Origin of the sequence: Enterococcus sp. HMSC076E04, from assembly GCF_001814285.1 — a bacterium.
Lineage (GTDB): Bacteria > Bacillota > Bacilli > Lactobacillales > Enterococcaceae > Enterococcus_B > Enterococcus_B lactis.
The window spans coordinates 1-24,532 of record NZ_KV815572.1; the positions used below are offsets into that span (position 1 = coordinate 1).

Below are 24,532 nucleotides of genomic sequence, written 5' to 3' on the forward strand. Positions count from 1 at the left end.
TAAATTAATCATATTGCAACTCCTTGTATCAAAATAAAAAGCACATCACTTAAGATGCGCGCTTATCTTTATTAATGATTTTATCTGCTTCTTCGTCTGTAATGCATAGTGGAACGAATAGTCGAACTTGATCGTCAGTAAAACAGCCCCAATCATACATCATTTTCACATCGCTAAAACTAAACATACTACTCACCTCCCTTTGAAGCTGGATTTAGTTGCTTTTTAATTTCTTCAATGTCCTTGCTATTTTGTAACGAAGCAAGCATCATTTTTGAATTGATTTGTGTTAAACTGTCCGCTTTTTCTTTCAATGCAGTATTTTCCTGTTTAATTGCTACATCGCTTAGCATGAGTTTGGCGTTGATCTGTTTTAAATCGCCGTTCTCATGTTCCAGAGCCTCGTACATCGCTTTGAGATTGTTTAAATCGTTGTGATCTAGTGTGTTCGCTAAAACAATCCATTGGTTCAGTTTAGGATCAAACATCTGATCAGCAATCGTTAGCGGTTCGCCATCAGCACGAATTCCTTCAAGCGGCGGCTGATCCGTGTAAGGAACGGATACAAGCATATCGTCCAATACTTTTCCTGCATACTCTCCGCCAGTACGTCCGTATTTCCAAATATCTTTCATTTATTTCCCTCCTACTTTGTTTTTGGATAACTATCAGCTGTTCGCCATTCTCCTGAAATATAATGATTTCCTACTCGATTAGTTGCAAATTTAACTACTTGTTTACCAGTTGAATCAGTGATTACCAAAGCGCTGATTTCTCCTTGTGGCGTAGTCCACTGTACAACCGACAACGGAATCCCTACAATTGTCCATCCAATAGGAAGCTGAAATCCTAAAGGAATTTCTAGTAGATTCACATGTGAAGCTACGGCTGTTGTCGAGTTTGTTTTTACTCGTGCGTGAAAGAATACCCTATCACCAATACGTTCGAATTCGTATGAAAATTCATTAAATGCGCTTTGTTTATCTGATTGAATAGTAGTCAAACCAGATCCACTCTGTAACACACTACCTAAGTTTTTAACTGTTGCCACATCTACTCCGTCGATCTGGGCCCCATCTTTGAAATTTTTTAGTCCTAAAACGGTTTCGGGTTCAGTTAGACTAACCGTATTATTCAAGCCTTTTTCAGTATATTCAGGTGTGACATCCCAACTGTAATCATTGGGATTGTTGCTGTCTTTCAATCCTTCACCGAAGTATTTAAACTGACTAATATTTGGGGTTCGGGTGTCACCTTTTTCTAGTTTTACCCATTCAATATTTACTGTTCCTTTCGTCGGTTGTGGCGCTTGAAATACATTCAATGCATTTGCACTACCATCAATGTGACTTTGTGTTATTTCGAAAGTAAGTTGCCATACGTCTGTCAAACCTTCTACAGGAACCATATTACCGACAGGTAAAGATCCAGCTCGTAAATAAATTCCAAACGTCTGTGTAGATGGTTTGCTCGCCTTCATTGTAAAAGTATACTTTTGTCCCTGTACGTATGGTTCATTAGGAGTAAAATTAGCCGCCATATATTCTGTAGTATTAATTGGGAAAGAAGCTGGTTTAAGAATATTCTCTCCCAGTGGAATCTTACTCAAATAATACGGCGCATCGAGTAGATTTGGCTGGTATGGGGTGGCTGTGTCACTCGTTGAGTTCACTTTCTCAATCTTAATATCATAACCAATACTAATTTTACCAGTAGCTGTAGCAGCTTCCCATACTTGCATATATGGTGAATGGTCACCATCTGGAAAATTTGAAGGTACTGTGAAAGCTATACTATACCGATACCACTTGTTGCGACAATTTTCATCTGGTCTAATAATCCCTAGACGATTGACTACACCGTCAACAGTTACATTATATGGGTGTATAGAAATATTAGAAATATTGGTATCGAAATCGCTATTAATAAGTAGTGGTACAGAAGCTATATAGGTTTTCCCCTTTTCAAGTCTACCTAATTTAGGTACATATACATTTCTTGAAGTTCCTACTGCTGACGGGTCTGTATTATCTATTGTGAAATAACTATCTCTACCTTTTACATAAGCCAAAGGTGGTTGAGATATAATACCATTACGACTTAATTTACTAAAATCTAGGTTAGGCGCTAAGTTAGCTCTTCCAGAATAATCATAGTCCCCGAATTCGATGCTGTTGCTGTACATTTTCTTCAACTTGCCGAGATCGCCGATTTGCTGATTGGTTTGATCAATACGAGCATTTGCCTTATCAATATTAGTATTGAGAGTTGCGACATCTTGATTGGCTTTCGTGATTTTGTCGTTTGTGTCTTTTAATTTCGCATCAATCTGCGTTTCAGATTCCGCAATTTTCTGTTCAATCTCTTGCTTTCCATCAGCTAGAATTTTTTCTATTTTATCAATGGTCTGACTGAAACCATTGAAATAATAATCTTCTAGTTCTGGTGTACTATCATCGATTGGACTGCGTTTGATGTCAAAAGTAAAACGACCAGCTGTATCTAACGAGCGGTCATTGGGGAAATCAATATATACGCTACCTTCTACGGTGCCTACGTATCCCAGTATATTATCCTCTAACACAATAGAAACAATGCCATTCACACGATCTTCAATGGTGGCAAGATAGTCATGTTTACCATATCCCCCTTCTGCCGTTGCAGATTTGAACATCAGACGAATTGGAACGGTTGTTCCTTCTGGCAGACTTTGAGGAATGCCGTTTTTCCGAACTAATTTCATTCGAAGCTTGGCTGTTCCCCGATCATGTGACCAAAAAACAACATTCGTTCTGTTTGGACTAGTGGCTTCTGCTTGAATCACAATAATCGATTCATTAATTTTAAACATCTATATCCTCCTTTCTTAAATAATTGGTATTGGGTCATTCGTTACCCATGTACCTGAAATATAAGATGATCCATTTCCTGAGTATGCGACTACGCGACTAGCTTGCGTTAAACCTGCCCTTGCGCCAGCAGGTTGGGTTTCATTGCGATATAAAGCCAGCGGATGATAAGCAGGATAACTTTGATCACGTTGAAATCCAGCGGGAACCAAAATAACATTTCTTGTGTTAGAAGCATCAGAAGGATAATTATTGCATTCATACTTGATTGCTATTGTGACTGTGTCTCCTTCACGTTTAATAGTACCGTTAACGTTTGTAATATTGTCACGATCGCTAATATCATCGTTAGTGATTTGGCGAATGATTTTACCTGTAACGACATTCCCTTGATTTCTTACTTCAGCAATTTTATTCGCTTTTACTTTAGAACCAACAACTTTGATTCTAGCAGTTCCGTTATCCGCAATTATCCCATAGTCATTTCCAGTTCCTTGATCACTTGGATCAATGTTAATGTCAGCTAAATTTCTAGCTTCTGCAATACAGTTTTGATTTAGGTAGTAATTATTGTTTGTAGCAATTTTTGAACCTCCTGTGGCAAATAAACAACGATTTGATTTCCCATAAGTAGTTTCAGCAAAACGACAATTCCAGACAGCTAAATAACTAGACTGTTCAGAATAAATTGCACACTTTAATTGTCCTGAAATATTCGCCTGATCTACAAACTCGATTCCATTAACTTGTTGGTAACCTAAAGAGCTAATAAATGAAATGGAGCGAACTTTAACACTTAAGTCAGATGTTACATCTGTTACGCTTTGGCGACTGCGCAAAGTAATGCTAACTGCTTTGAGATTGCGAATCTCGACATCTTCAAGGTATACTCCATCGCCAATCCAAATAGTTACTCGTGAACTAGTTAATAACGGTATTTGATTTACAGCAGCTTGAATTGTAAGAAATGGATTTTTTTCTGTACCATCCCCACTTTGATCACTTCCTGTTTTAGCAACATATAAATCGAGCGTTTCGCCGTATGCTCCCATAAGAGTTCCAACAGAAACATTTAGTTGATTTAGCTGACCTTGTTGATTATCTTGTCTTGTCTTTAATTCTGTATAATTCAAATTGAAAAGGTTATCCAATGCTAATAATCTCGAATAAAGCGTTGGATAGATCGTACCTTCAGCATTTATTCGAGCATCCACTACTTCGTTAGAAGAATCACCGCCTGAATGAAGCACGAGATTATCTATACGACTGTTTGTTGATTTGTGCTGCTCGTCTAAATTTTTTTCCAAATTTTCTAAGTAGTCCACATTGTCATTGAATGTTTCTTTCCACTCGTTGGAAATTCGGTTATTCTTCAATTTTTCTAATTCCAACTAAATCACTCCTTTCTTCGCCATTTCAGCGAGTATCGACGTCATTGTTTTCTTTGTGTTGCTCAATGTGATTTCTGGTGGCTTATTTGGTATCGCTGGATACGTCTTGATTCCTACTACTTGAATATAGGTATTGACACCTAACGGCTCATAGACAAACGCCACGTAATCGCCCTTATTAGGCTCTACACGCCATTTCATAGTAACTGTGCCAGTGATTGTTGGATAGTCTTGCAAGTCTTGTTTCAAACGTTCTAGCATGTTCCCTGAAACGGTGTAACGATCATCACTAACTGGACTTTGGACACGTATACCCCATTTTTCCGACTGCTTACTTGTATATGTGATTGGCGTGAAGTAGTAAGTGTCGTCTTCCTTTTTCTTCCCAAATCCTTTTATTTGTGTTTTCAAATTCAAAGTATCAATATCAAATTTCACGGAATCGGTATTGTATTTGTAGCGTATTTGTTCTTCAGTTTTTTTACCATATTCTGAACGAGGGAAGAAAGTAAGGTTTTTGTTGTCCGGAATCACTATCGCATCGTAGTCTTTCAAAATTTCTTCAACCAGTTTCAAATAGTTCCCATTCCCGAAGTTTTCTTGTTCAACTGGCAAAAACTTCTTGTTCGGATCTACAATATTCCATGTAAATCCACGGTTATCAGGTTTGAAAACATGCGCTAGCAGTTGGTTGATAGAGCGTGTTCCTGTGATTGTGTCGTACTGAAAGCCATCTTGCATGGTGTAGTAAATGTGCGTGGCTGTAACTGTTTTTGTGATTGCTGCCCCTTCGGCAGAAACGCCCATTTGTTTTACGATAAACTCTTGTCCATTGAAAAATACTGAATTTTCATAATCGACTAAATCAAAAGCCAATTCATTGAATTTTGTTTTGACAATAGTGAACGAAATTTCCCACGTTTCGTTCTCTTGCCAATTTTCAGTAAATGTACTTTTATCGTAGTCAGTCAATATTTCTTTTTTTGTTTTCTCGTAGTCTTGGATAAAAATATCTTTCAAATTCCCACCTACTTATACAAAAAATTGAAGTCCCATTTTGACTCCACTCTCGTAACATTTTGTATTTCAATTTCATTCGTTCCAACCGCTAACGTTATCAAACCTAAATTCGTGTCAATTCCGCAATTTACACCGTTCAACTTCGGATAAACACGTTCTAAAGTCAAAGTTTGGCCTAGCAACGTAGAAAACTCCGGATAGTAGATGAATCGTTCCCCTGTCGTTTTGTTGAAAATAGTCACGTTGCCTTCTGATTCACCTTCCAAAGTGATTTTTAGAGCATGTTCACGTGGATCAATAGCAAAATCGCCAGCATTATAAATGATAAAATTACTGGTTCGGTGCGTATACTTATAATCTTCCGCAACTAGACCTTGTGAAAATTGCCATTCATTAGACAGTGAAAAATCCGATAACGTGGAAGCCATCGATTCGGAACAACCTCTAAAAACAGTGAAAGTCGCCTTGTAAGTTGCATATCTTAGACCAACTTCATTCACTTCTACTGAGTTAGGACGGACAAAGTATTTTTTGCCCGGTTCTCTATCTGTAAAAATATAATATCCTTCGTCATCGAATAGAAACGCGTATAATTCAGTTTCTTTTAGTTGATAGTCATACATATTTTTGAATTCAGCATAAAATTCCACTTCGATAGTGAACGATTTGAAACTTTTTTCGACTTCTCTCGAACCGTTTGACCCTGAAAATTCTTGGTATTCTACGTTTAGTTGTGGTGCTTTTCGTACAAAAGAAATACACTCTATGCCCAATTTTTCTTTTAGAGATACTATCTCTTGATTTTTTATGAAGCGAAAATCGATTAAATAGCCATTCACTTTATCCCTCCTAACCTCTTGTATATAGCGAACGTTTAAACTGGTTACCTAAGTATCCATTTGTATTGTCTGCAATTGGTTTACCATCAAGTTTGACACTTGTGTCTTTTGCTAAAAGTTTAGATAGCAAGTTATTCTGCTGAATCATCAGTGAAACTAATGTTTCTAACGTTCCGCTCGAATCGCTACTATTATTTGCGCTTTTTGGTTTTACTCCTAACTTATCTTGAGCAATCGCAAGCAACTGCATCGCTCTTGATCGTTTAGCCTTATCTAACGGAATAATAATTTCTGGCTTGTTTCCTTCTGCGATTTCCGCAATTTGATGTTGGTTTACAATTCCACCGTTTGCGTAACCATGCCCACGATAAGCATTTCTTAGTGAGCCATATCTTGACAACGCATATCTAATTGAAGCTAAGATGTTAGATAGTGGGTCATAGATATTACTGTTGAATCCATGCATTGCATACTGTCTGAATGTTGGGTCAATCATTTGAAGTAATCCTTTAGAAGGTGTGCCGTTTTTAGCGTTAATATCCCAGTTGTTAATTGCTCTAGGGTTACCATTTGACTCTGTACGCATTTGGTTTAGTAATGCGTTTAAGTTTGACGTGCTATATTGCCCAGTCATTTTCAACGCTCTAATGGCTACATTACGCCATCTTTCTACACCACTGCCTCCCACGCTATCGCCACCGCTAACAAGTCCGCCCTGCGGATCTCTTACACCGTTCAAATGCACGTGGTCGTAGTGGTCACCATCAGGCCATGGCTCCCATGCACCAGTTGCTGGTTGACCTGATTGTCCTGAACGGTCACGAACCTTACCATTTGTGATAACATAGCCGATTTGATTTTTAAATTTATCAAATGCATAATTGGCAGCTTCAGTATATTTCGGTGATCCGCCTGTAACACCAGGTAAAGCAATATCGATAGCATTTCGTTTACCATGAGAATATGGATCTCCTGGGCGATATCCTGAAGTAGCTACAAAGCCTGGGAATTTTTTCATAACTTGTTGTGCAACATTAGCTAAGTATTTATAAACTCCCTGCATTCCTGAGATACCTGTATCTAAGTCTCCGGCAGAGAATAATTCAGTAACTTTAGATACTAATGCATCAGTAGCTTTCTTCACAATACCTTTAGCAACATCTAATGGATATTTTACAAGAGAAGATAAATCAACAACATTTCCTAAAACTTTTTTAACTAGATCAAGAGGATTTGAAACAAAGTCCCAAACATCTCCAACTAAATCTCCAAGGCCTGAAGCTTTATCTTTTACCCAATCCCATGACTTGCTTGCCATATTTCCTAAAGCGCCAAAGAATCCAGTACCTTTTTTGTATCGATATTTAGGTCGTTTTTGGCCTAACATCATAGCTGTTTCTTCAGCTGGAATAACATGAGTACCTGGGGCACCCCACATTGTTACATTACGTCCTTTTGGAATCATTACATTTCCATTAGGAGAAATAACCGCTTCCGCCCCACAGCCATCATTTACCATCATCGGACCACCTGGGTGGCCATCAGTACCTTTAGCGTATTGAGGAACATCCCATTCCTGAATCTTATCTGCGCCTAATTTTTCAAGAACCCAGTTTGCACCACCAATAATTGCGTTAACTGGTCCACCAACAGCTTTTAATGCTGCATTAAACATACCTTTAAAGGCATCTTTAACAAAATGGGCACCATCTGAGATAGCTTTACCTAGTCTAGAAGGTAAATCTTTCATCCAGTTAACAACAGTATCAATACCACCGCTGAATGAGTTTTTGATTCCTGTCCATGTTTCTGTGACCGCACGTGTCACATTGCTTTTTATCTGATTAAACTTGTTCCACACGTTCATAGCCCAACCAGATATTTTATTCCAAGTGTCTCCAATGCCATTACTGAAGAAGTTTTTCACGCTGTTCCACATGTTTTTGATGAAATCACCAAATGTGGTTTTCAGGTTGCCAGCTTTGCTCAACAGATTCATTACCCAATTGACTAGCTTATCCCAAGTGTTGGAAATACCTTCAGTAAAGAAAGTTTTAGTGCTTTCCCATAGCCCTTTTATTGAGCCTGAAAAACCAGTCCACAAACCTTTTACTCCTTCTAAAATCCGTTTGAAGAATAGTATTTGAATCCAATTCCATACTGCTTGGATAGAACCCCAAAACAGTTGTTTTACTCCTTCCCACATCTTAGAAAAATCGCCAGTAAATAAACCAGTGAAGATTTTGATAGCACCTTGAATGACGTTCATAATCCCTTCGACTAAACCTATTATGTTGTCAATGAACCCCATGACTAAATCCATAACGATTTTTACAACGGGCTGTATAAACGTAAAAAAATTCTTGATTGCTTCAATAATCTGTTTACCATTTTCATTCCAAAATGTGGTCATCGATTTTCCAATTTTAGAAAAAGCTCCGCCTATCTTTTCTATAATGGGCATTATATATGGCGACAAAGTATCGAAAATTCCTTTTGCAATTTGCCATCCAATTTCTATTCCGTTTTTAATGGTTGTCATAGTACCATCAAAATATGTTTTGAGATTATCGAAAACATCCTTTATCTTAGAAATTGTTTCTGGAGAAAATCCTAATTTAGCTAGAACATCTTCCATGTCTGCGTTACCTTTGAATACGTCAAACAATGTCTTAACCGCGTTCTTTATTTTTTCTATGGTATCTTGTGCGAAAGTAACCATTTCTGGTGGGAAAATTTTAGTTAGAATGTCAAAGCCTTGCTTTGCTTGATCTCCATCTAACGTTCCAAACAGCGTCCCAAAAGCAAGTGTTGCTATGTCAGCCCCTTTTTTCAACATGTCAAATACAGGTTGAGCGACGTTTTTTATGCTTTCCATTGCTGGCTTGATTTTGGTTGTTAAGTCGTCAATTCCTTTGCCTATGTGACTGATCAAAGAAGTGATATTGCCTTTGCCGAAAGCATTAATTATTTCATTAATCATGTTTACGGCGCTGGCTTGCAGATTTCCAACCGCCCCCTCAATCGTAGCTGTGGAACCTGCTGCCTTTTTAGCTACATCAGTCATACCTAATTGCATGAATGCTTCATTCAATTCTTCAGCAGAGATTTCTCCGTTTGCCATAGCCTCGCGGAAGTCTCCGTCAGTATAAGCGCCCATTTCTTTCAATGCTTGTTGAATTTTCCCTGAAGCGCCCGGAATGGCATCCGCAATCTGATTAAAGTTTTCAGTTGTTAATTTGCCAGCACCGACAGTTTGTGTCATTGCCATTGCTACCGATTTGAACGTATCTGAGTTACCACCTGAAACGGCATTGACATTACCGATTGCCTGCGTTAGACCATCAAAGTCTTTCACACCGTTGGCTGCCAACTGTGCGGTCGTATTCATTACGTCGCCTAGTTCATAAACCGTTTGGTCGGCGTAATCTTTCATCACTGTTTTAGATTCTTCAATTTTCGAATTATCTATACCAGCAAATTGCATTGTTTGAACAAACTTGTCCATTGAATCGGAAGCCTCTACTGCTTCATCTTTCAACCCCATGAAACTGTTAACAACACCGCTAACTGCTTGTGAAGCTAAACCAGCAACTGCACCAAACGAAAATGCGCCTTTTAGCGAGCTTAATTTGTCTTTTAGTCCGTCCAGTTTCCTAGCTGACCTTGTGGACTTGTCGCCAAAATCTTCTATTTCTTTTCCTGATTGATCACTGGATCTTTCGAGTGTTTCTAATTGTCTACTGGATATTTGGCTTTGTCGTTCTAACTTTTCTAATGCCCTTTTTGCATCTTCGGTTTCATTTGCTGAATCGCCAAACTCATCAGCCATCAGTTTCACAACTTTGCGCTGTTCTTCGATAGCTTTCTCGGATAATTCTGTTTGTTTGGCTAGCCCTTTTTGTTTTGCTTCAAACGCGCCAGATTCATCACCAGCGGCTTTCAACGCTTTGACTTCGGCGTTCATTTGCCGTTCATTTTCTTTGATTTCATCAGATAAATCATTGACGGCTGTTTTGGAATACACCAATTCTTTTTTTGTGTCATTCAACTGGCGACTGTAAGCATTATATTTTGCGGTAGCATTGTTTATCTGTGTGTTAAGGTTAGCAACTTGTTTCGATTCCTCGCCATACTTGCTAATCGCTTCATCACGGCGCTTTGTTAATTCTCTTACTTTGGCATTTTGCCCTTCCATAACCGTAGACAAGTCTTTCGTCTTTTGACTAAGTGCTTCGTATGAACGTCCTGCTGAATCATAAGCCTTTAAATTGGCACGCATATTCGACTCAGCTTGTTTGACTTTCGCATTGATTTCGTCCAGCGTGTTACCAAAATTAGTGCTATCTAAACTAATCCCTAGCTTGATATTTCCTGCCGGTTGTCCTTTTCCTGCCATTATTTACCTCCTTCCTCAAGTTTCGCCAAGTCTTCAGCCGATAAAAATTGTTTGATGAAATCAGCACCATCTACATATTCTTCGCCACTCTCCACTTCTCCAAAAAGGTGTAACAAATAATGATAGTCGGCTTCGTCCACATCTCTCATCGTCCAACCTGCTTCAATCAAATCTTTGTAGATTTGATCCATTGCTTTCCTAGCTTCAGAAAAACTTATCTCTTTTTGCTCGCCGTCTGCTTTTTTTCATTGTTTCCCAGTTCATTGATTTGTTCAAAAACACTTTCTAATGCCGGTACTAACTCGCTCGCAGTCAAACCGTCTAAAATAGCATCAAATGTAACTGCTGGATCTTGGAAAATATCTGCTGTAATTGCAATCATTGAATCAATTGCTTCTAAATCAGTTAGGTCTGCTTTTTCCGCTTTCTCGTAAAATTTGATACACTCACGCATTGCACGTGCGGAAATATCTTGTTGTTTGAATGTTTTTTTCTTTCCGTCAAGTTTCAATTGCAATTCAATCATTTGTTTTCCTCCTTGTTTTTACAAAAAATAAGGCTAGCCAAAAATGGCTAACCTTGTGTATCAATTTTTGGTTCTGGTTATTTTGGTGTCCCTGTATCTGTCGTTGGTGTAGATACGGGGTTAACTACTTCCCCGCTTTGTTATTTACCAAGTCCTTGAATTTTTGTAAGGTCATCGTTTCTGATTCTACGGCTGTTAAGTATACATAGCCACGTTCATCAGAAATGAATTCCCCTTCGATAGAATCGGTTTGCAATTCTACCCCTTTGTCTTCAGCTGTTTTCATGTCGATATCTGGATGACTGAATTTTCCTTTTGCCAATCCCATGAATAAGCGTTTTCCTTCTTTGTTCGCTGTAACCATGACTACCGACACGTAAGGCGCTTCAGTTTCTGAACCAATTACATTTACACCATCCACAGTTTTAGCACCAATGATTTCGCTGTAAATGCCGTTATCCATTAAGTCTGCCACGTCAAGCGTAACTTTTGGCGACGAAACCCCTTTACTTGCAATGAAGAACGGTACGTTTGAAGCGTATGTTGTGTTAGAAGTTGCGCCTAATCCAGTAATTTTAGCTTCGATCGCTCCGCCTTTCGACTTATCTGCTACTAATTCTTTTAGAGTGCCGCCTGCACCTGTTTTTACGCCAAAAATGACGCTCTCGAATCCTACTGTTGCCATCTATTTTCTCTCCTTTTAATTTAGTGAAATATTTGCTACATATCGTTTGATAATCCGCTTTGCACCTTCCAAATCCTCGTCATCTGTTTGTTCCGTGTATGCGCATTGCCAACCATTCCCCCTCATAACCTCATCAAGGGCAAAATAAAAGGCATCAACCTCTTTCATGGTTGACACCCATACATCTACCTGTACGTTAAATTGAATGGTCAAAGGATTGTTGCTTGCAAAATCTTCATAGTTGCCGGATATCTCTGTAATTCTGCCAACTGGAAGGCTAGGTACTGTTTGAGCTGATTCCGGAACACTATTGGTGTAAAAATCAATGTTCTTTGTTTTTTCATTGCTATTCAGAATTGAATAGACTTGTGATACTGCCGTTTTCAAAGTCCTAGCCTCCTTTTTACTTCGTCAGCAATGATTTGTGTTACTTGTTTTTCGATTTGCTTTTGTGTTTTTTGTACGAAACCTTTTGGACGTTGTTTGATTGTTCCAAACTCGATAAAGTGCATCCGCCAAGCGACATCTTTGTCATAGCCGACTTCTATCAATCCGTTTTTTACCGAGCTTGTAACCACATGGTTCTTAGCATGTTCTTGCATATACGAACCACGTTTACCGTTTGACTTCGTTCCATCCCAGTAAGGTGTGTTTTGTCGTAACTTTTCTTGAGCGTACTCCCCAGCTTTTCTAAGTGCTGGGCTTTCCACTCGTTGAACGTTTGCTTTTACTTCCCTAAGCGCTTTGTACACTTCGGTTGCATCGACTTCTACACTCATTTTGAAACCTCTTTTGCAATGATTGTCGTGAAGTCCTTCGCAAACTCGCCCTTTGTAATTGTGATGATTTCAAACGTTTTTCCATTCCAGCGCACTTTCATATCATTGGTTAGCTCTGACTTTTGTTGGTAGCGGATAATGAACGTCAGTGTTCCTTCCAAAGCCGTACCAATCGACGTCTTAATATCGTTCAGGCGTTGTGTCTGCACACTTGCCCAGCAAGTAAGAATGGTTGTAGAAGTCGGGACAACTTGCCCGTCCTCATCCTTAACCGTCGCATCTCGGACAAACTTGATGCGTTGATTTAAATTTCCTGTTTGAATAAGGGGCATACGCTACTCCTCCTCCACAAAAAGCAAATAACTTGCTTTGAGTTGCAAGATTAGGCTTGTAAAACCTAAATCGTACTCTCGCAAGTTCCCACTCACGGTTGCAGAACGCGCTTTGTAATAGTGATCCGCTAATTGCAGAATAGCTAAATTAATCAGATCAACTGTGTCGCTTTCTTGCGTATAAAAAGAGGGCTTATCATTTCCGATAGCCCCTTTAATGTATGCAATTGCAGCTTGTGCCGCACGGCTTACTTCCACATCGTCATCATCGGTATCAATCTTTAGTGCGTTTTTGATTTCGTCTAAATCCATTCTAGGATCAAGAATCATAAGAAATCAGCTCCTTAAACTTTCGCCGGTGTCTCGTTCGCAATAGTTGTAAATGTAGCCAAAACAACCGCTTCATCATCAACTAGTTGCACATCGAAGCGATCGATGACGCGTACTTTAGTGGTGTCTGTTTCAAAAGCTCCACCACCAATGTTCGTTGTCAGCAAGCTCATGTTTTCGCGATCATACAATGTAACGGCTTCTTTCAGATCACCAATGTACAGTGGATATTTAGGAGTAGATTTTTCCCCTTTATTTGGCAAGAAACGAGAAGCAATTTTCTTGATTGGTTTACCCAAGAAAGTATATCCAGTTGCAGAAGTTACGTCTTTTTGTAACAAGTAAGATCCATCAGCACGTTTCACTTTATCTAAAACATTGAAGCCATCTTGGTTTGTAATAAACATAGATGTAGCTTCGATAGCTGGATCAAGTTGGACGTTTACGATATCTTTAATTCCATCAACATCTTTAACATCTTTCTTTTGTGCCGCTTTGATTCCATCAATAGCTGCCAAGATTTTTGTATTGCGAGTAACAACTACTTTTTTCGCGATCCATTTAGACAACCATGCCAAAATGTTTTCGGCAGTATCTTTTAGCAAGCTGTTAGTTACTGTAGAAATACCTGCGTAGCGTTTGATCAAGTATTTGATCAAGTGAAGTGCAGGATCATCATTTGCTGGGATTTCACCGTCTTCAGTATCCAAAGCGGTCAGTGGTTTAATATCAGACCATTTTTCATAAACGCGAGAACCGCTGGTAGTGGTCACTTTTTCAACGTTTACGTATTCTTGTAAGGAGTCAAATCGACGAACCAAAGTATGAATAGTCGTTTGAACATCAACCGGAATAGTCAATCCGATAGCATTACCAGATTCATCCGTATCAGATGTCAAAGTAGCCATAATAGCAGGATCACCATTGACCATCGCTTTAAAGTCTTTGATAAACTTGTTTTTCAAGTTTTCCTCTTTTTTATCTAATGGTTCTTTTTTGACGTTTAAGACTTGTTCGGCTTCCATATTTGCCACTTGCTCTTTCAATCCGTCCCGTTTAGCCCGTGCTGCTTTTACTTGTGCTTGCAAACTTACTACATCTTCTTCTGTTTTTTCATCGTCAACCAATGCTGCATTGAGTTGTGCATTTAAGTCAGAGACTTTACTTCCCGCCTCGACCCACGCATTTTTTAATTGTTCTAAATTCATTTTCATTCGTTTTTTCCTCCATTTAAGGCTTTTAGTTTTTTTTGCAAGAGTGTTTCTTCTTGCGGTGCTTCCGCTTTGATTATTAAATTTTTCAACTTAGTTACCGCGTTTTTTGGAATAACCGGTTGAGCGGCATTGAGTACCGTTACTGGTGCTTCTGCAAACATAATTTCATCCGCAAAACCTTCCGCCACTGCTGTTTGTGCGTTTAACCAAGTATCTTTTGCCATTAAATCAGCAAGCTTTTTCCGGTCGAGTCCTGTCTTGATCTCGTAAGCATTAACGATAGACTCATCCACACTGCTTAACATTTCCGCATCGGCTTTTAATTCCTCGGCGTTGCCGCTAGTGGTCACCCATGCGTTGTGAATCATGATGTGTGCTGTTGGCGAGATTCTAAGCGGTTCGCAAGCACAAGCGATTACACTTGCAGCGCTTGCTGCAATACTCACAACATTTCCGGATACCTTTCCCGGATAGGCACGGATAGCGGTATATATTTCGCTTGCCGCTAGGACATCCCCACCGTTCGATGAGATATCAAGTTCTACTTCATCCCCCGCTGCTTCTGTAAGAGCGGCAGAAATTTTCCCTGGTGAGATACAATCGATCCCAAACCAGTCATAAAGCCACGCGGTATCGTTATCCACGACATCGCCGCTTAACGTCACTTTTTTCATCCTTCCACCTCCCTTCGGTGCAAACTAAAAAAGCCTAACCGTTTTCGGCTACGCTTTTAGACGAGGTTGTTTTTCTTAATGTTGGATCCATATCGATTGGATATAGGTCTCCGGAAATATGGTAATCATCCATACCGGTTTTATTTATTGGCTGCAAGTCCTCAAAGCGGCGAACATCATTGGCAGAATATGCTCCACCTCGGCGCATAATCTGGTAAAACTGCCCTCTGGCCTGTGTATCAGCTCTTAGCAAACTTGCGATATTAAACTTGTATCGATAACCCTTAGCTTTTTCAGCTCTCGATAGTGTTTTCTTATTTAGTTCCGCTTCATATTGATTAACGGTCGGTACTAGATTGTATGTCAAAAACTCCATATTGAGCTGTTCCTGAGAGGAGTAACTCGACTGGTTATTCCCGATGAAATGTTCCGGCACGTTGTAGACCATCGCGATTCTGGAGCGAGATATTTTATCAGTATCTAAAAGCTTGCTGTCTACCAGCTCTCGTTGTAAACGTTCGATTTCTACACCGTTTTCTTCCACAAGTAGTCCACCGTTTTGTCGATAAAAATCAGCAATGTTTTTAACTGTAGCTTTTTTAGCTTCTTCATCCATATTGCTAGCAAACTTAACTTTTAGCCCTTCATTACTTCCTTTAAGCTGACTTAAAGAGATTTTTCGGACTTCTCGATCATATCCGAGGGTATTCGTTAATACTTTTGTGGGGTCTGCACCTTCCAAGCCGCCAAACCTCGGTTGTTTAAAGTGGAGCATTTCCATGTAATGTACATAGATAACTTGCTTGTAACTGCCTTTGTCAGTCGCAGTTACTTGGTAGTAAAGCTCCCCGCTATCCATATCAATCACTGGATGGCAAGCACCAGGTTTTACTAACGCCATATCTGCTACTTCTCCATTGATATTTCGGAAAATCTGCACATACGCATTCCCTTGGTAGTTTCTCAAAACTTCCACGTCCCGGAAAAAATCAAACTTTGTAAAATATCGAGGGCCTTCGCTCAACAAGTTGTATGCAGGACAGTCGTCCGGTTGGCCAAACTCCACATCTATCATTTTGAGAGGGAGAGACGCAAAAACGTTCGATACACGGCTAATTACGGAAAAAATCCCTTCTGATATTTCATCTTTTCCGACTAAATACGGTATCAATCCCGGGTCATTCAAAAAATACTCTTGTTTGCTCGCTTTCGGCTTCGCTCGGCCAAAAGAACGCAAACGATCTAAAATACTCATTCCTCCACACCTTTCTTACATATTCATTAAATCGGAAATCGAGTAATAGGTTACTTTCCCGGTTCCGACAGGATTAACCAACATATTCAACACTTCGGCGTGGCTGTTCAAACTTGCTGCAAAACCATCTATTTTTCTACTCTTGGACTGCTTAGACGGCATCCAGTTTGAGTTGCGATCCATCACCAGCTTGACGTTGGATAGATACCATCGGTAAAGCTTGGAATTGTTGAAAATCACCTTACCGTCCAATAGCATTTCCTTGAAGTTTTGCATTGGCCCGCCTAATGATAGAAACCCTTGCCGAATCTCGTTGGTTTCAAATCCTGCATTTTCTAGTTCTTTATTTAATCGTAGCGCCTTGGCCTTGTCATAATTGATTTTTACAATGTCATAGATTTTCGAATTTTCTACAAACCAATTTAAGACGTATTCATAATTGACGTAATCACCAGGAATAATCGTTAGATCTCCCACCTTCTCCCACGCTTTGATACGCTCTTGATTGTTATCTCGATCAAATCTAGCTTGTGGGATCCATGTGTGTTGCAAAATGAATACCTCGCCTGTTTCAAGCGGAAATTCTAAAACGGCTGCGGTAAAGTCTTCCGTTTCGGACAAGTCAAAACCACCGACACACTTCTTACCTTTGAGCGTTTCAATATCGATGGTTTTATTGTTTCGTTTAATGGTAGGCATGTCGACAAATGACAGCTCATCGATATCGGAAAACAAGTTAAATTGCTTGGTAATCCAGTCAGCATATTCTTTTGGATCTTTTTTATCCTTAACATAGTCATCTAGCATGCCAACAAAATTCATTAGACAAATATTCGGATTGGCTTTGATCCATAATCTTGGGTCATCAGCCTCTTCCGCACTGTCAAGTTTTGCCAGATAATAGAAAGTCCGTTCATCGATGTCATCTTCCAAATGTTCCAAACAGTCCACACCTTGCTCAAAATAAGACATCAACGGACCATCTAATACATATCCAGCAGTTGTGATATAAACTATCAGAGGCTGTTTTCTGGTTCCTCTTGATTTCTTGATAACGTTGATCAGCTTGTAATTCGTAAACTCGTGGATCTCGTCAAAAATACCAAAATGAGTGTTTAGCCCATCCAATTTCCGGCTATCTGAGGCGCGTGGTTCCATTTTAGAAAAGGCGGGAGCATAATTAATACTTGATCGTTTAGGCTTACCAAATTTCTTAAAGAGCGCCGGCGATTGTTTGACCATTTCTGCGGCCTTATCAAACAACAAGCTTGCTTGATCACGAGCATTTGCCAATACGTAAACGTTGGCGCCTTGTTCATCATCATAAGCGACCATGTATGTGGAAAGGCCCGAGATAAGACTTGTCTTCCCGTTTTTACGTCCAACAAAAATAAGAGCCTCGCGGAAGCGACGCTCTCCTGTATCACGATGTACCCATCCGTACATGGATCCAATTATGAAATGCTGCCAAGGTTGTAAAACAAACGAACCAAAGTCACCTTCAGTTGGTTTACATTTTTTTTCGATATATCTAATAGGCCGGTGACCTTTTTCTTCGTCAAAGATCCAAGGAAAATCATCTGTTCCTTGGCGTTGTAAATCACGCATATGCCTTTTAGCAGCTTGAATATTTTCTTTGCTGGCTGGTATGCTTCCATCGATTAATCGTTCCGCATACCAAGTAGTTAACAATTCCGGATATGGACATTTTAAAAAGCCACCCCAAGAAGCTTGCTCCTCAAGATAGCTTTGCCAATAGTCCACACGTTCTGTGTAGGACATATCCAAAATATTAGAAGTCGTCATCGTCATCACCACCATCATCAGCCATCTTAATAGCTAACTTAGCTCTGGCTGCTGGTGATAGTCCTAAATCAGCGCCAAAAGAACGGAGATTCCGAGACGCTGTATCCATCTGCCGAGAGAGCGGATTACCAATTAATTCATTAGGTTCATTAAACGGCTCACCTCTCGCCTCTGCCTCCTTTTTCGCAAGCGCATAGTTCAACTTGTACTCTCGTTGTAGTTTTCGAAGCTGTTTTTCTAAAGAAACGTATTGCGAATACCAATTGGAGTAGAGAGCCATTGTATGGACATCCGGATTACTGATTAAATCCACAGACAGCAATTCATCAGCGATAAACTCAAAGGTATCCTTTCCTAGCGAATCTAGCCATAACGGCGGTTTGATTTTGTCAGTAGCCATTTTTAATTTGTCTTCTGCGGCCGCTCGCTTGCGGAGTTCTTCGGTATTCTTCTTGTTTGGGTTTCCATTTAATAATTGTAACTTTGCACTCTTCGCTGGTTGCGGCATAATATCACCTTCTTTCAAAAGATAGATTGAAATCGTTATCACAATCCTTATAATTAAGTTATCGGCAGTGCTGTGCCGAAATTTTTTAGGGAGGGATTCCTATGGGAGAACTCTATAAACCCGGCGAAGACAATAAACCAAAAGGAACCTATAAAGAAGTGGGACCTCGTGGTGGAAATGTCCAAGGCGGACGAGAAGTAAAAATTGATCCAGGCGACCGATCACCTCCTACTTCTCAAAAAAGGAAACAAATGGACTAAGAAATAGCTTCGTCCAAAACTGGCTTAAATTGGTCGGCTTTTTCCTTTTTCTCCAAAAAACTTGAAAAGCGGTCTTTTTACGAAGGAAGGACAGCACCGTTCTTCTCAAGCCTTACTCTTTAATCTTTTAGAGTAGGGGAGCTACCTTCATTTCGCTGCAAACTTATCTTTCAGGAGTTGAATACATTTTAACGATATGTGATTTAGGTTTTGGTTTCTTCTTCCCGCCTGATCTCTCTGGATGCTCTCTGTTGTGACAAGCTACACAGATACATTCAAGGTTATCTACGGACCAGAACAGTGACAGGTCTTCCCTCGCCTCGACTATGTGATGGATGATCGTGCCCCTTGTGTTCCGCCCTCGACGCTTGCACTCTTGGCACATGCCGAAGTCCCTAGCTATTACTACTTGCCTTAGGTCTCGCCATCGTTTGGTCTTGTATAGTTTGTCTATCTCGTCTCTAGGTCTAGCTTCTTTCATTTACATATCTCTCTTGTGCCCAATGATTTTTCTATCTAAGTACTTGTTATTAGGTGAATCATAATACTCAATAGTGATGTCGTTAACTCCTCTGGGCACTTGGTACTCATCGTCTTCCGTGTGCCAATGGTAAGTAATATCAATAAGACCTCTCGGCATCTCATCCATTCGTTGACCTTTATAATAAACTTCTGGTACTGAGTCAGTATCCTTCAGTTTTATTTCTAGAAGATTCTTATTACTTCTATCATCTAACGCCAATTCATCAATCCTCTTTTTGGTCTGTTGCATTACTTTTCTTTTTGTCTCTTCTGTCATTATTGGTACTACTATCTTATAACCAGTAAACTCACAAGAAAAGCGTTCAATAGCATAAGCGTTTTGAAGTGGCTTAGCTCTAAGAACAGCTGGACTATTGCTATAAAAACGATCTACTAATAACTTCCCTATAGGAATGGCATCTAAAGCTCTATCAGTAAACACTAAAGCATTGGGATAATCTTCTTGAATTTTGTAAGCTAGATTTGGTGAAGTTACAATGTTATACCCTTCTCTGATATAATCTTTTAATTTCATAGTTTTCCTCCTAAAAACATCTAATAATTACTTGCTAACAACTTGATGTAATCATAGTTATCATTCATTTGATGTATCTCTCAATGTTTTGTTGAATATACTCGTCTTTCCAATAGCCATGACCGCAATATATCAGCTTGCATTTATCCACTTCGTTTGGTGTAGCTTCTCTTAGCATTTCGACAATAGAGTACTTCCCTTTGATTTGTACAGAACGCACAACACGCACTGAACAATCATCAATGGTTCGAGGATATTCATTAGTTAGCGATACGTACCAGTAGTTTCTCATGGTGTTAGTCCTTTCTTATTGGAGGTCCCGGTTTTTCATCACGCTTCTTCAATATGCTTCGTTCATACTCAAGACATTCTTCATCTCTATCCCAAGGTTCGTTGCGTTTTTTTGTATAAAAGGGTTTCCCAAGTTCGCTGTGTTGCGTACCAGACTCTACAACAAATTTCTCGATGTATTTTGATAGTGCAGGTTTAGTAATAATCAGAGTACCGTTAGGCAAAGTGTACATAAATGAATCCTTTTCGCTCACAACTTTCTCGCTTGCATAAAGTACAGATTCACCGTACTGACTGTCTACTTCAAGGCGGAACTTAGGATAGTATAAATTGTTGGCCATATCCTCAAAAGTCATCTTTTGAATATCTTCTAATTCGAATCCTTTTTCTTTCAACTCTTTCACTACATTGTTTTGTAAAAAGTCTAATGAATCCATTCTCGCACCACTCCTCCTTAAAATAAAAAGACCACTCAAAGAGTGATCTAATATGTAATAGCAACCTACACACAGACAAGTCTGATACTTCCTGCACCTCACCACTGCCACATCCCTCGGTTGCTAACGAATACTGAAACAGAATACCGTCTCTGTTCATGACCAACGCGACAGTACAAAGCTTTGTCGCAAGCAGGTTATCGTATTCCTAATAACCCCAACTAATGTTTCTCTCCTAACCTACACCTGAGAGTGGCGCACGTCTGCGCTAGTATTTTATGCCTTCTAACTGCTAGTGGCATCCCGACTAGTCAGCCAATTCATCGGCATCCGATAAGATGAATTGTTTCCGTAGGTTCCTTAAGTCACTGGCAATGAATCGAACATTGCAACACCATTTTCCGATATTTTACAGACTCTCCATCATAAAAGCTCTCACCTCTAGAATTGTCTATCTTTAGGGGAATTATTCAAGATGCCTCTTGCCCATTACCCTCGACGGTCTCTTGCCTAGCTGCATAAACTAAGCTCAAGTGTTCATTACCACTGATTTAAGTTATTAGCGTTACCTTTCCGCCACAGTGACACTATAAAATTATTCTCGGCTGCTACTATTTTTTATTTTGTCCATTTTTAAATCCAATCATATAGACATTAAGACAGAGCGCAAAAATTGAAATTATTAACGCCGTCATTTCTCTTTACCCACCTTTTTTAATTATTTAGTTAAGTTATATTTTTCTGATACTTGGTATGATTTCATGAGTGCAGCTGCTAAAAAATATACTGCTAAGAAACTTGGATTTTAAAATTAGCAATTTCATCTAAAGTTTCTTGTAACTGTTCGACTTGGTCACTAGCCTTGTTGAGCAGTTCTTTTAGTTCAGTCAAATCTAATTTGAAAGTTGCTTTGATTTCTTTATCCATTTGTTTTCCCTCCAATACATAAATTAATAGACAGCAACAAAATAACATTGCTTTGATAATTTGGTATCGACCACTATAAATTTCTTTTCTTGCAATTATTTTTAATATATGCTAGATTATCAACCGATATAGTCACTGCCTGTGCTAGCGGAAACTAGTGCAGGTTTTTTGTTCTATTTACTCAAAAGTTATTACGATAAATTCTTATTGTGAAAATAAATACTAAGCGTATAATTTTAGTTATCAGCGAGTGGTCCGCTGAAATAATTTATAAGAAGGTATTCCTCATGGAAAAATCATTCGATGAATTTGTAAATCAATTCGACAAAAAATATTATGAAGATTTAGCAAATAGTCTTACAAAGTCTTTTACAGAAAATAGTAACGCGATTCCCATTAAAGATTTAGCAACATATTCCGTAACAATGAGTATGCAAATCACACTTCATTATTTACGTGAATATCATGAATGGCTTCATTCAAATGAGAACCAATCTTCTGATAATCAATAATCAAAAAGCCATGCTCCTCGCTACCTTGATTAGCTTGGAGCAACTCTTTTATTTCTCCTGAAGTACCTTCAATCGATAATTTCATATTCTTACCCTCCAATACATAAATTAATAGACAGCAACGGATGATAGATAATAAGAACAATTTAGAAGGAGTTGAAATTCACATCCTTATTCTTAATATTTCCGTTGCTGTCTATCGAAGCTTAATTAAACGATGAGGGAGATTTCCTCCCTTACATTTTATTTTGTCGATCCTGTTTCCTAATCTTTCGACACTACCATAATATCACGTTAAAACACTCAAAAACCCTACACTATCCCTACAAAAACCCTACAAAATCAACGATACTGAACTAACACGCCTTTTTTGTATGCTTCTGCAAATTCGATCAGCGCGATGGATTTCAGCTTCTCTACATTCTTTTCACCGTATCCTCGTATCAATTGCCCTATTTCATAATTAGAGTGCTTGTTTACGTCACAGAAACTATAATAGAGTATCTGACGGCTAATCAGACTAAGAGCCATCAAAGCCGCTAGAATCGCATCTCTCTCCGCTTCTATATCCATCATTTGAATGATCGCGTCTTCTGCCTTATTACCGTGCTTCGGTGCCTTCGGCATATCCGTAATAATCGGCGACTTAATATCTATCAAAGAGCGACCTGCCATCCGCTCCAAACGCCGAAAGTTCTTCAGCACATCTCTCGCATTACATCTTGTCTGTTTGAAATCTACCTCTCGTAACAATTGCATCAAGTCAAACCGCTCCTTTATGTGATATAATAAATGTGTTGGATTTATTGAATCAGTCGGAGCGATCCGGCTTTTTTATTTGTCATTGATTAGTTCAATATCCACCAATCTCACCACTGCTAAATTCTCTTTACTTTTCGCTAACCACTTGTCACATTCCATCGTGTTTTCAATGCGGATGATTGCTGAGTGATTATAGAGATGCTCTACATATCCACGAAACGGATAGATGAACTCCTCTGCTTCACAGCGAACCATGTCACCGACTTTGACTTTTGGTTTCTTACGTGTTTTAGGGTTCTTTGTCGGCATGTCTAGCATTAAACCGCCGATACCATGACTACTAGCGTAAAATCCGTCTTTTAGTTTCATTCTTTCTCCTCCATGTTCCGTTGTAAATTTTCCCCAAGATAAGTAACAGCCTTTCCAATATCACTTACCATTTGACCAAAATCCTTCATAAAACTTCTAGTAAGTCTTACTACTTCTTCTGCAGAAACACCATACTCCCGTTCGAACTTTACCTTCAGTACATTCAGTTCCTGTTTTCTTAGTTTTGTTATTCTGCGATGTCTGTTGTTCATTGTCAATCAACTCCCTAATCTGAAAGTGTTGTCTATACTTGATAGAAATTCTTTTAAGTGGTTCTCTACCACAGAATCGGTCACGTTAAAACGATCAATTAATACTGGAGCTGCCATATCTTTCAAATAACTTTGTCTGATGACTAATTCAGTACCATCAGGAAGTTCTATGTTAACCTCCCGACCATTGATAATTGCTTGAATGCCCGCTTCACTTAGTGGTATTTCGTATTTCATTCCGCTTCCTCCTCTTTAGCTGTCAATTACTTACTCGCAAGTCACTAAAATGGCTACTTCATCGATAAAGTTTCCATCTTCGTCTTCCATTCCTTGCTGAATGCTAATGTCGGTAATCTGCTTAAAAAATCCGTTGTCATAGCCTTGTGCGTTTATCACTACTTCGACGTCTCCGAAAACCTCTTTGAGACTATTAATTTTATTTACTACTTCCGATGCGTCCATGACTACATCCCTTTCCAGTTAAAAATCTCTGTCGTTAATAGACTACTGTTCAAAGTATTCATCTTCACTCATCCTTCTGCCTCCTCTTACACTGGCACAGCAAATGGCCAGTATCCTTCATCAATTGCTTTTATTTCTGATTCCGTAAATTTCATATCATCAAAATCGTTGTTGTCTGCAATTGTTATATTTCCTCTATCATCTTTCATTAGATACGCCTCTAAATCCCAACGATTAAAATACATAACTGGCAACTTCACATAATACAACGGCTCTTTCTCGACCTCGTAGCCGTCTATCCAAGCACGAGCAAACGTTTCTTGATTATCTTCAATCCATCTATCAGCCTTGCTATACTCAACACCGTAGAGGTTCCACGGCTTGAATGAAATAGCTAGACTATCGCCTTTCTTTTTAGCGTATTCTATCCATTCCGCCACAAACTTCGGCACCACTGGCTTCTGCGGTTCGTCTATTTTTTTCATTAACGTAATACCTGCATTTATACTCTCGTTATAGCAAGCAGCTATTGCATCATTTCCTATCGCTTTAATACTTTCTAACTTTTTGATTGTTTCCTGTTTATTCATCTGCTTCCTCCTATCGTCCGCCGCCATAATTGGCGACAGACCGCTG

Annotated in this window: 31 protein-coding genes and 1 pseudogene; 1 reads left to right on the forward strand and 31 read right to left on the reverse strand. The window is 39.2% G+C overall.

The annotated features are described in order from the left end of the window. Positions 1-49 precede the first annotated feature (49 nt). The 19 genes from HMPREF2961_RS14310 to HMPREF2961_RS01865 all read right to left on the reverse strand — a co-directional run bounded on the left by HMPREF2961_RS14310 (position 50) and on the right by HMPREF2961_RS01865 (position 18,607). Positions 50-187, reverse strand: a complete 138-nt coding sequence (locus HMPREF2961_RS14310; RefSeq protein ID WP_083314194.1) for an XkdX family protein — start codon at positions 185-187, stop codon at positions 50-52. 1 nt (position 188) lies between these two features. Next, positions 189-635, reverse strand: a complete 447-nt coding sequence (locus HMPREF2961_RS01780) for a hypothetical protein (RefSeq protein WP_070703838.1) — start codon at positions 633-635, stop codon at positions 189-191. A gap of 11 nt (positions 636-646) precedes the next feature. Next, entirely contained in the window at positions 647-2,851 is a 2,205-nt protein-coding gene (locus HMPREF2961_RS01785) for a BppU family phage baseplate upper protein (RefSeq protein WP_070703840.1), read from the reverse strand. 15 nt (positions 2,852-2,866) lie between these two features. After that, entirely contained in the window at positions 2,867-4,240 is a 1,374-nt protein-coding gene (locus tag HMPREF2961_RS01790; protein WP_070703842.1) for a hypothetical protein, read from the reverse strand. Further along, positions 4,241-5,260 (reverse strand): phage tail protein, encoded by a 1,020-nt coding sequence (locus tag HMPREF2961_RS01795; protein WP_070703844.1) that lies wholly within the window; start codon positions 5,258-5,260, stop codon positions 4,241-4,243. 8 nt (positions 5,261-5,268) lie between these two features. Further along, positions 5,269-6,099 (reverse strand): phage tail family protein, encoded by an 831-nt coding sequence (locus HMPREF2961_RS01800; RefSeq protein WP_002342520.1) that lies wholly within the window; start codon positions 6,097-6,099, stop codon positions 5,269-5,271. Positions 6,100-6,109: 10 nt separating this feature from the next. After that, a complete protein-coding gene (locus tag HMPREF2961_RS01805) occupies positions 6,110-10,498 on the reverse strand; it encodes a tape measure protein (RefSeq protein WP_070703847.1) in 4,389 nt (1,462 codons plus the stop codon). Then, entirely contained in the window at positions 10,498-10,689 is a 192-nt protein-coding gene (locus HMPREF2961_RS01810) for a hypothetical protein (protein ID WP_029485268.1), read from the reverse strand. Before HMPREF2961_RS01810 ends, HMPREF2961_RS01805 begins: the two co-directional genes overlap by 1 nt. Before the next feature lie 23 nt (positions 10,690-10,712). Continuing rightward, positions 10,713-11,024, reverse strand: coding sequence for a phage tail assembly chaperone G (gpG, locus tag HMPREF2961_RS01815; protein WP_002290638.1), 312 nt, complete (start codon positions 11,022-11,024; stop codon positions 10,713-10,715). Positions 11,025-11,148: 124 nt separating this feature from the next. Then, positions 11,149-11,709 carry a major tail protein gene (locus HMPREF2961_RS01820; protein WP_070703849.1) on the reverse strand — a complete coding sequence of 187 codons (561 nt, stop codon included), beginning with the start codon at positions 11,707-11,709 and terminating at the stop codon, positions 11,149-11,151. A gap of 15 nt (positions 11,710-11,724) precedes the next feature. After that, the gene (locus HMPREF2961_RS01825; protein WP_002329393.1) at positions 11,725-12,096 is read right to left on the reverse strand and encodes a hypothetical protein; all 372 of its coding nucleotides are present in this window, start codon (positions 12,094-12,096) and stop codon (positions 11,725-11,727) included. After that, the gene (locus tag HMPREF2961_RS01830; RefSeq protein ID WP_070703851.1) at positions 12,093-12,488 is read right to left on the reverse strand and encodes an HK97-gp10 family putative phage morphogenesis protein; all 396 of its coding nucleotides are present in this window, start codon (positions 12,486-12,488) and stop codon (positions 12,093-12,095) included. Before HMPREF2961_RS01830 ends, HMPREF2961_RS01825 begins: the two co-directional genes overlap by 4 nt. Continuing rightward, entirely contained in the window at positions 12,485-12,820 is a 336-nt protein-coding gene (locus HMPREF2961_RS01835; protein ID WP_070703853.1) for a phage head closure protein, read from the reverse strand. The genes HMPREF2961_RS01830 and HMPREF2961_RS01835 overlap by 4 nt, the downstream gene beginning before the upstream one ends. A 3-nt stretch (positions 12,821-12,823) precedes the next feature. Next, positions 12,824-13,150 carry a head-tail connector protein gene (locus HMPREF2961_RS01840; RefSeq protein ID WP_002290645.1) on the reverse strand — a complete coding sequence of 109 codons (327 nt, stop codon included), beginning with the start codon at positions 13,148-13,150 and terminating at the stop codon, positions 12,824-12,826. 14 nt (positions 13,151-13,164) lie between these two features. Continuing rightward, on the reverse strand, positions 13,165-14,358 hold the full coding sequence (locus HMPREF2961_RS01845) for a phage major capsid protein (RefSeq protein ID WP_070703879.1): 1,194 nt from the start codon (positions 14,356-14,358) through the stop codon (positions 13,165-13,167). Positions 14,359-14,360: 2 nt separating this feature from the next. Continuing rightward, positions 14,361-15,038 (reverse strand): head maturation protease, ClpP-related, encoded by a 678-nt coding sequence (locus tag HMPREF2961_RS01850; RefSeq protein ID WP_048340719.1) that lies wholly within the window; start codon positions 15,036-15,038, stop codon positions 14,361-14,363. 34 nt (positions 15,039-15,072) lie between these two features. Continuing rightward, positions 15,073-16,293, reverse strand: coding sequence for a phage portal protein (locus HMPREF2961_RS01855; RefSeq protein WP_002290649.1), 1,221 nt, complete (start codon positions 16,291-16,293; stop codon positions 15,073-15,075). Positions 16,294-16,308: 15 nt separating this feature from the next. Next, the gene (locus HMPREF2961_RS01860) at positions 16,309-18,099 is read right to left on the reverse strand and encodes a terminase large subunit (RefSeq protein ID WP_002329397.1); all 1,791 of its coding nucleotides are present in this window, start codon (positions 18,097-18,099) and stop codon (positions 16,309-16,311) included. Further along, on the reverse strand, positions 18,086-18,607 hold the full coding sequence (locus HMPREF2961_RS01865; protein WP_002290653.1) for a phage terminase small subunit P27 family: 522 nt from the start codon (positions 18,605-18,607) through the stop codon (positions 18,086-18,088). The genes HMPREF2961_RS01860 and HMPREF2961_RS01865 overlap by 14 nt, the downstream gene beginning before the upstream one ends. A gap of 101 nt (positions 18,608-18,708) precedes the next feature. Between HMPREF2961_RS01865 and HMPREF2961_RS01870 the strand changes: the two are divergent. Next, positions 18,709-18,874: pseudogene (locus HMPREF2961_RS01870) on the forward strand (YjzC family protein). Positions 18,875-19,030: 156 nt separating this feature from the next. On the opposite strand, the gene HMPREF2961_RS01875 reads toward HMPREF2961_RS01870, so the two are convergent. From HMPREF2961_RS01875 to HMPREF2961_RS01920, 12 genes are all read right to left on the reverse strand, one after another. Next, positions 19,031-19,348: an HNH endonuclease gene (locus tag HMPREF2961_RS01875; protein ID WP_025477451.1), complete on the reverse strand. Its 318-nt coding sequence runs from the start codon at positions 19,346-19,348 to the stop codon at positions 19,031-19,033. Next, positions 19,349-19,924 (reverse strand): hypothetical protein, encoded by a 576-nt coding sequence (locus HMPREF2961_RS01880; RefSeq protein WP_070703857.1) that lies wholly within the window; start codon positions 19,922-19,924, stop codon positions 19,349-19,351. Between the two features lie 64 nt (positions 19,925-19,988). Then, entirely contained in the window at positions 19,989-20,216 is a 228-nt protein-coding gene (locus HMPREF2961_RS15585; protein WP_070770326.1) for a hypothetical protein, read from the reverse strand. Between the two features lie 4 nt (positions 20,217-20,220). Next, positions 20,221-20,652: a hypothetical protein gene (locus HMPREF2961_RS01885; protein ID WP_070703859.1), complete on the reverse strand. Its 432-nt coding sequence runs from the start codon at positions 20,650-20,652 to the stop codon at positions 20,221-20,223. Between the two features lie 789 nt (positions 20,653-21,441). Continuing rightward, a complete protein-coding gene (locus tag HMPREF2961_RS15295; protein WP_098041843.1) occupies positions 21,442-21,579 on the reverse strand; it encodes a hypothetical protein in 138 nt (45 codons plus the stop codon). 438 nt (positions 21,580-22,017) lie between these two features. Further along, the gene (locus HMPREF2961_RS15300; RefSeq protein WP_002324921.1) at positions 22,018-22,176 is read right to left on the reverse strand and encodes a hypothetical protein; all 159 of its coding nucleotides are present in this window, start codon (positions 22,174-22,176) and stop codon (positions 22,018-22,020) included. Positions 22,177-22,433: 257 nt separating this feature from the next. Then, on the reverse strand, positions 22,434-22,850 hold the full coding sequence (locus HMPREF2961_RS01895) for an ArpU family phage packaging/lysis transcriptional regulator (protein ID WP_002318885.1): 417 nt from the start codon (positions 22,848-22,850) through the stop codon (positions 22,434-22,436). Between the two features lie 75 nt (positions 22,851-22,925). Further along, on the reverse strand, positions 22,926-23,222 hold the full coding sequence (locus tag HMPREF2961_RS01900; protein WP_070703863.1) for a hypothetical protein: 297 nt from the start codon (positions 23,220-23,222) through the stop codon (positions 22,926-22,928). Further along, positions 23,219-23,434, reverse strand: a complete 216-nt coding sequence (locus tag HMPREF2961_RS15590) for a hypothetical protein (protein WP_070703865.1) — start codon at positions 23,432-23,434, stop codon at positions 23,219-23,221. The genes HMPREF2961_RS01900 and HMPREF2961_RS15590 overlap by 4 nt, the downstream gene beginning before the upstream one ends. A 6-nt stretch (positions 23,435-23,440) precedes the next feature. Beyond that, positions 23,441-23,671 carry a hypothetical protein gene (locus HMPREF2961_RS01910; RefSeq protein WP_070703867.1) on the reverse strand — a complete coding sequence of 77 codons (231 nt, stop codon included), beginning with the start codon at positions 23,669-23,671 and terminating at the stop codon, positions 23,441-23,443. A gap of 30 nt (positions 23,672-23,701) precedes the next feature. After that, positions 23,702-23,896 (reverse strand): hypothetical protein, encoded by a 195-nt coding sequence (locus tag HMPREF2961_RS01915; RefSeq protein WP_002318209.1) that lies wholly within the window; start codon positions 23,894-23,896, stop codon positions 23,702-23,704. A gap of 86 nt (positions 23,897-23,982) precedes the next feature. Beyond that, on the reverse strand, positions 23,983-24,486 hold the full coding sequence (locus HMPREF2961_RS01920; protein ID WP_070703869.1) for a DUF1642 domain-containing protein: 504 nt from the start codon (positions 24,484-24,486) through the stop codon (positions 23,983-23,985). Positions 24,487-24,532: the final 46 nt, after the last annotated feature.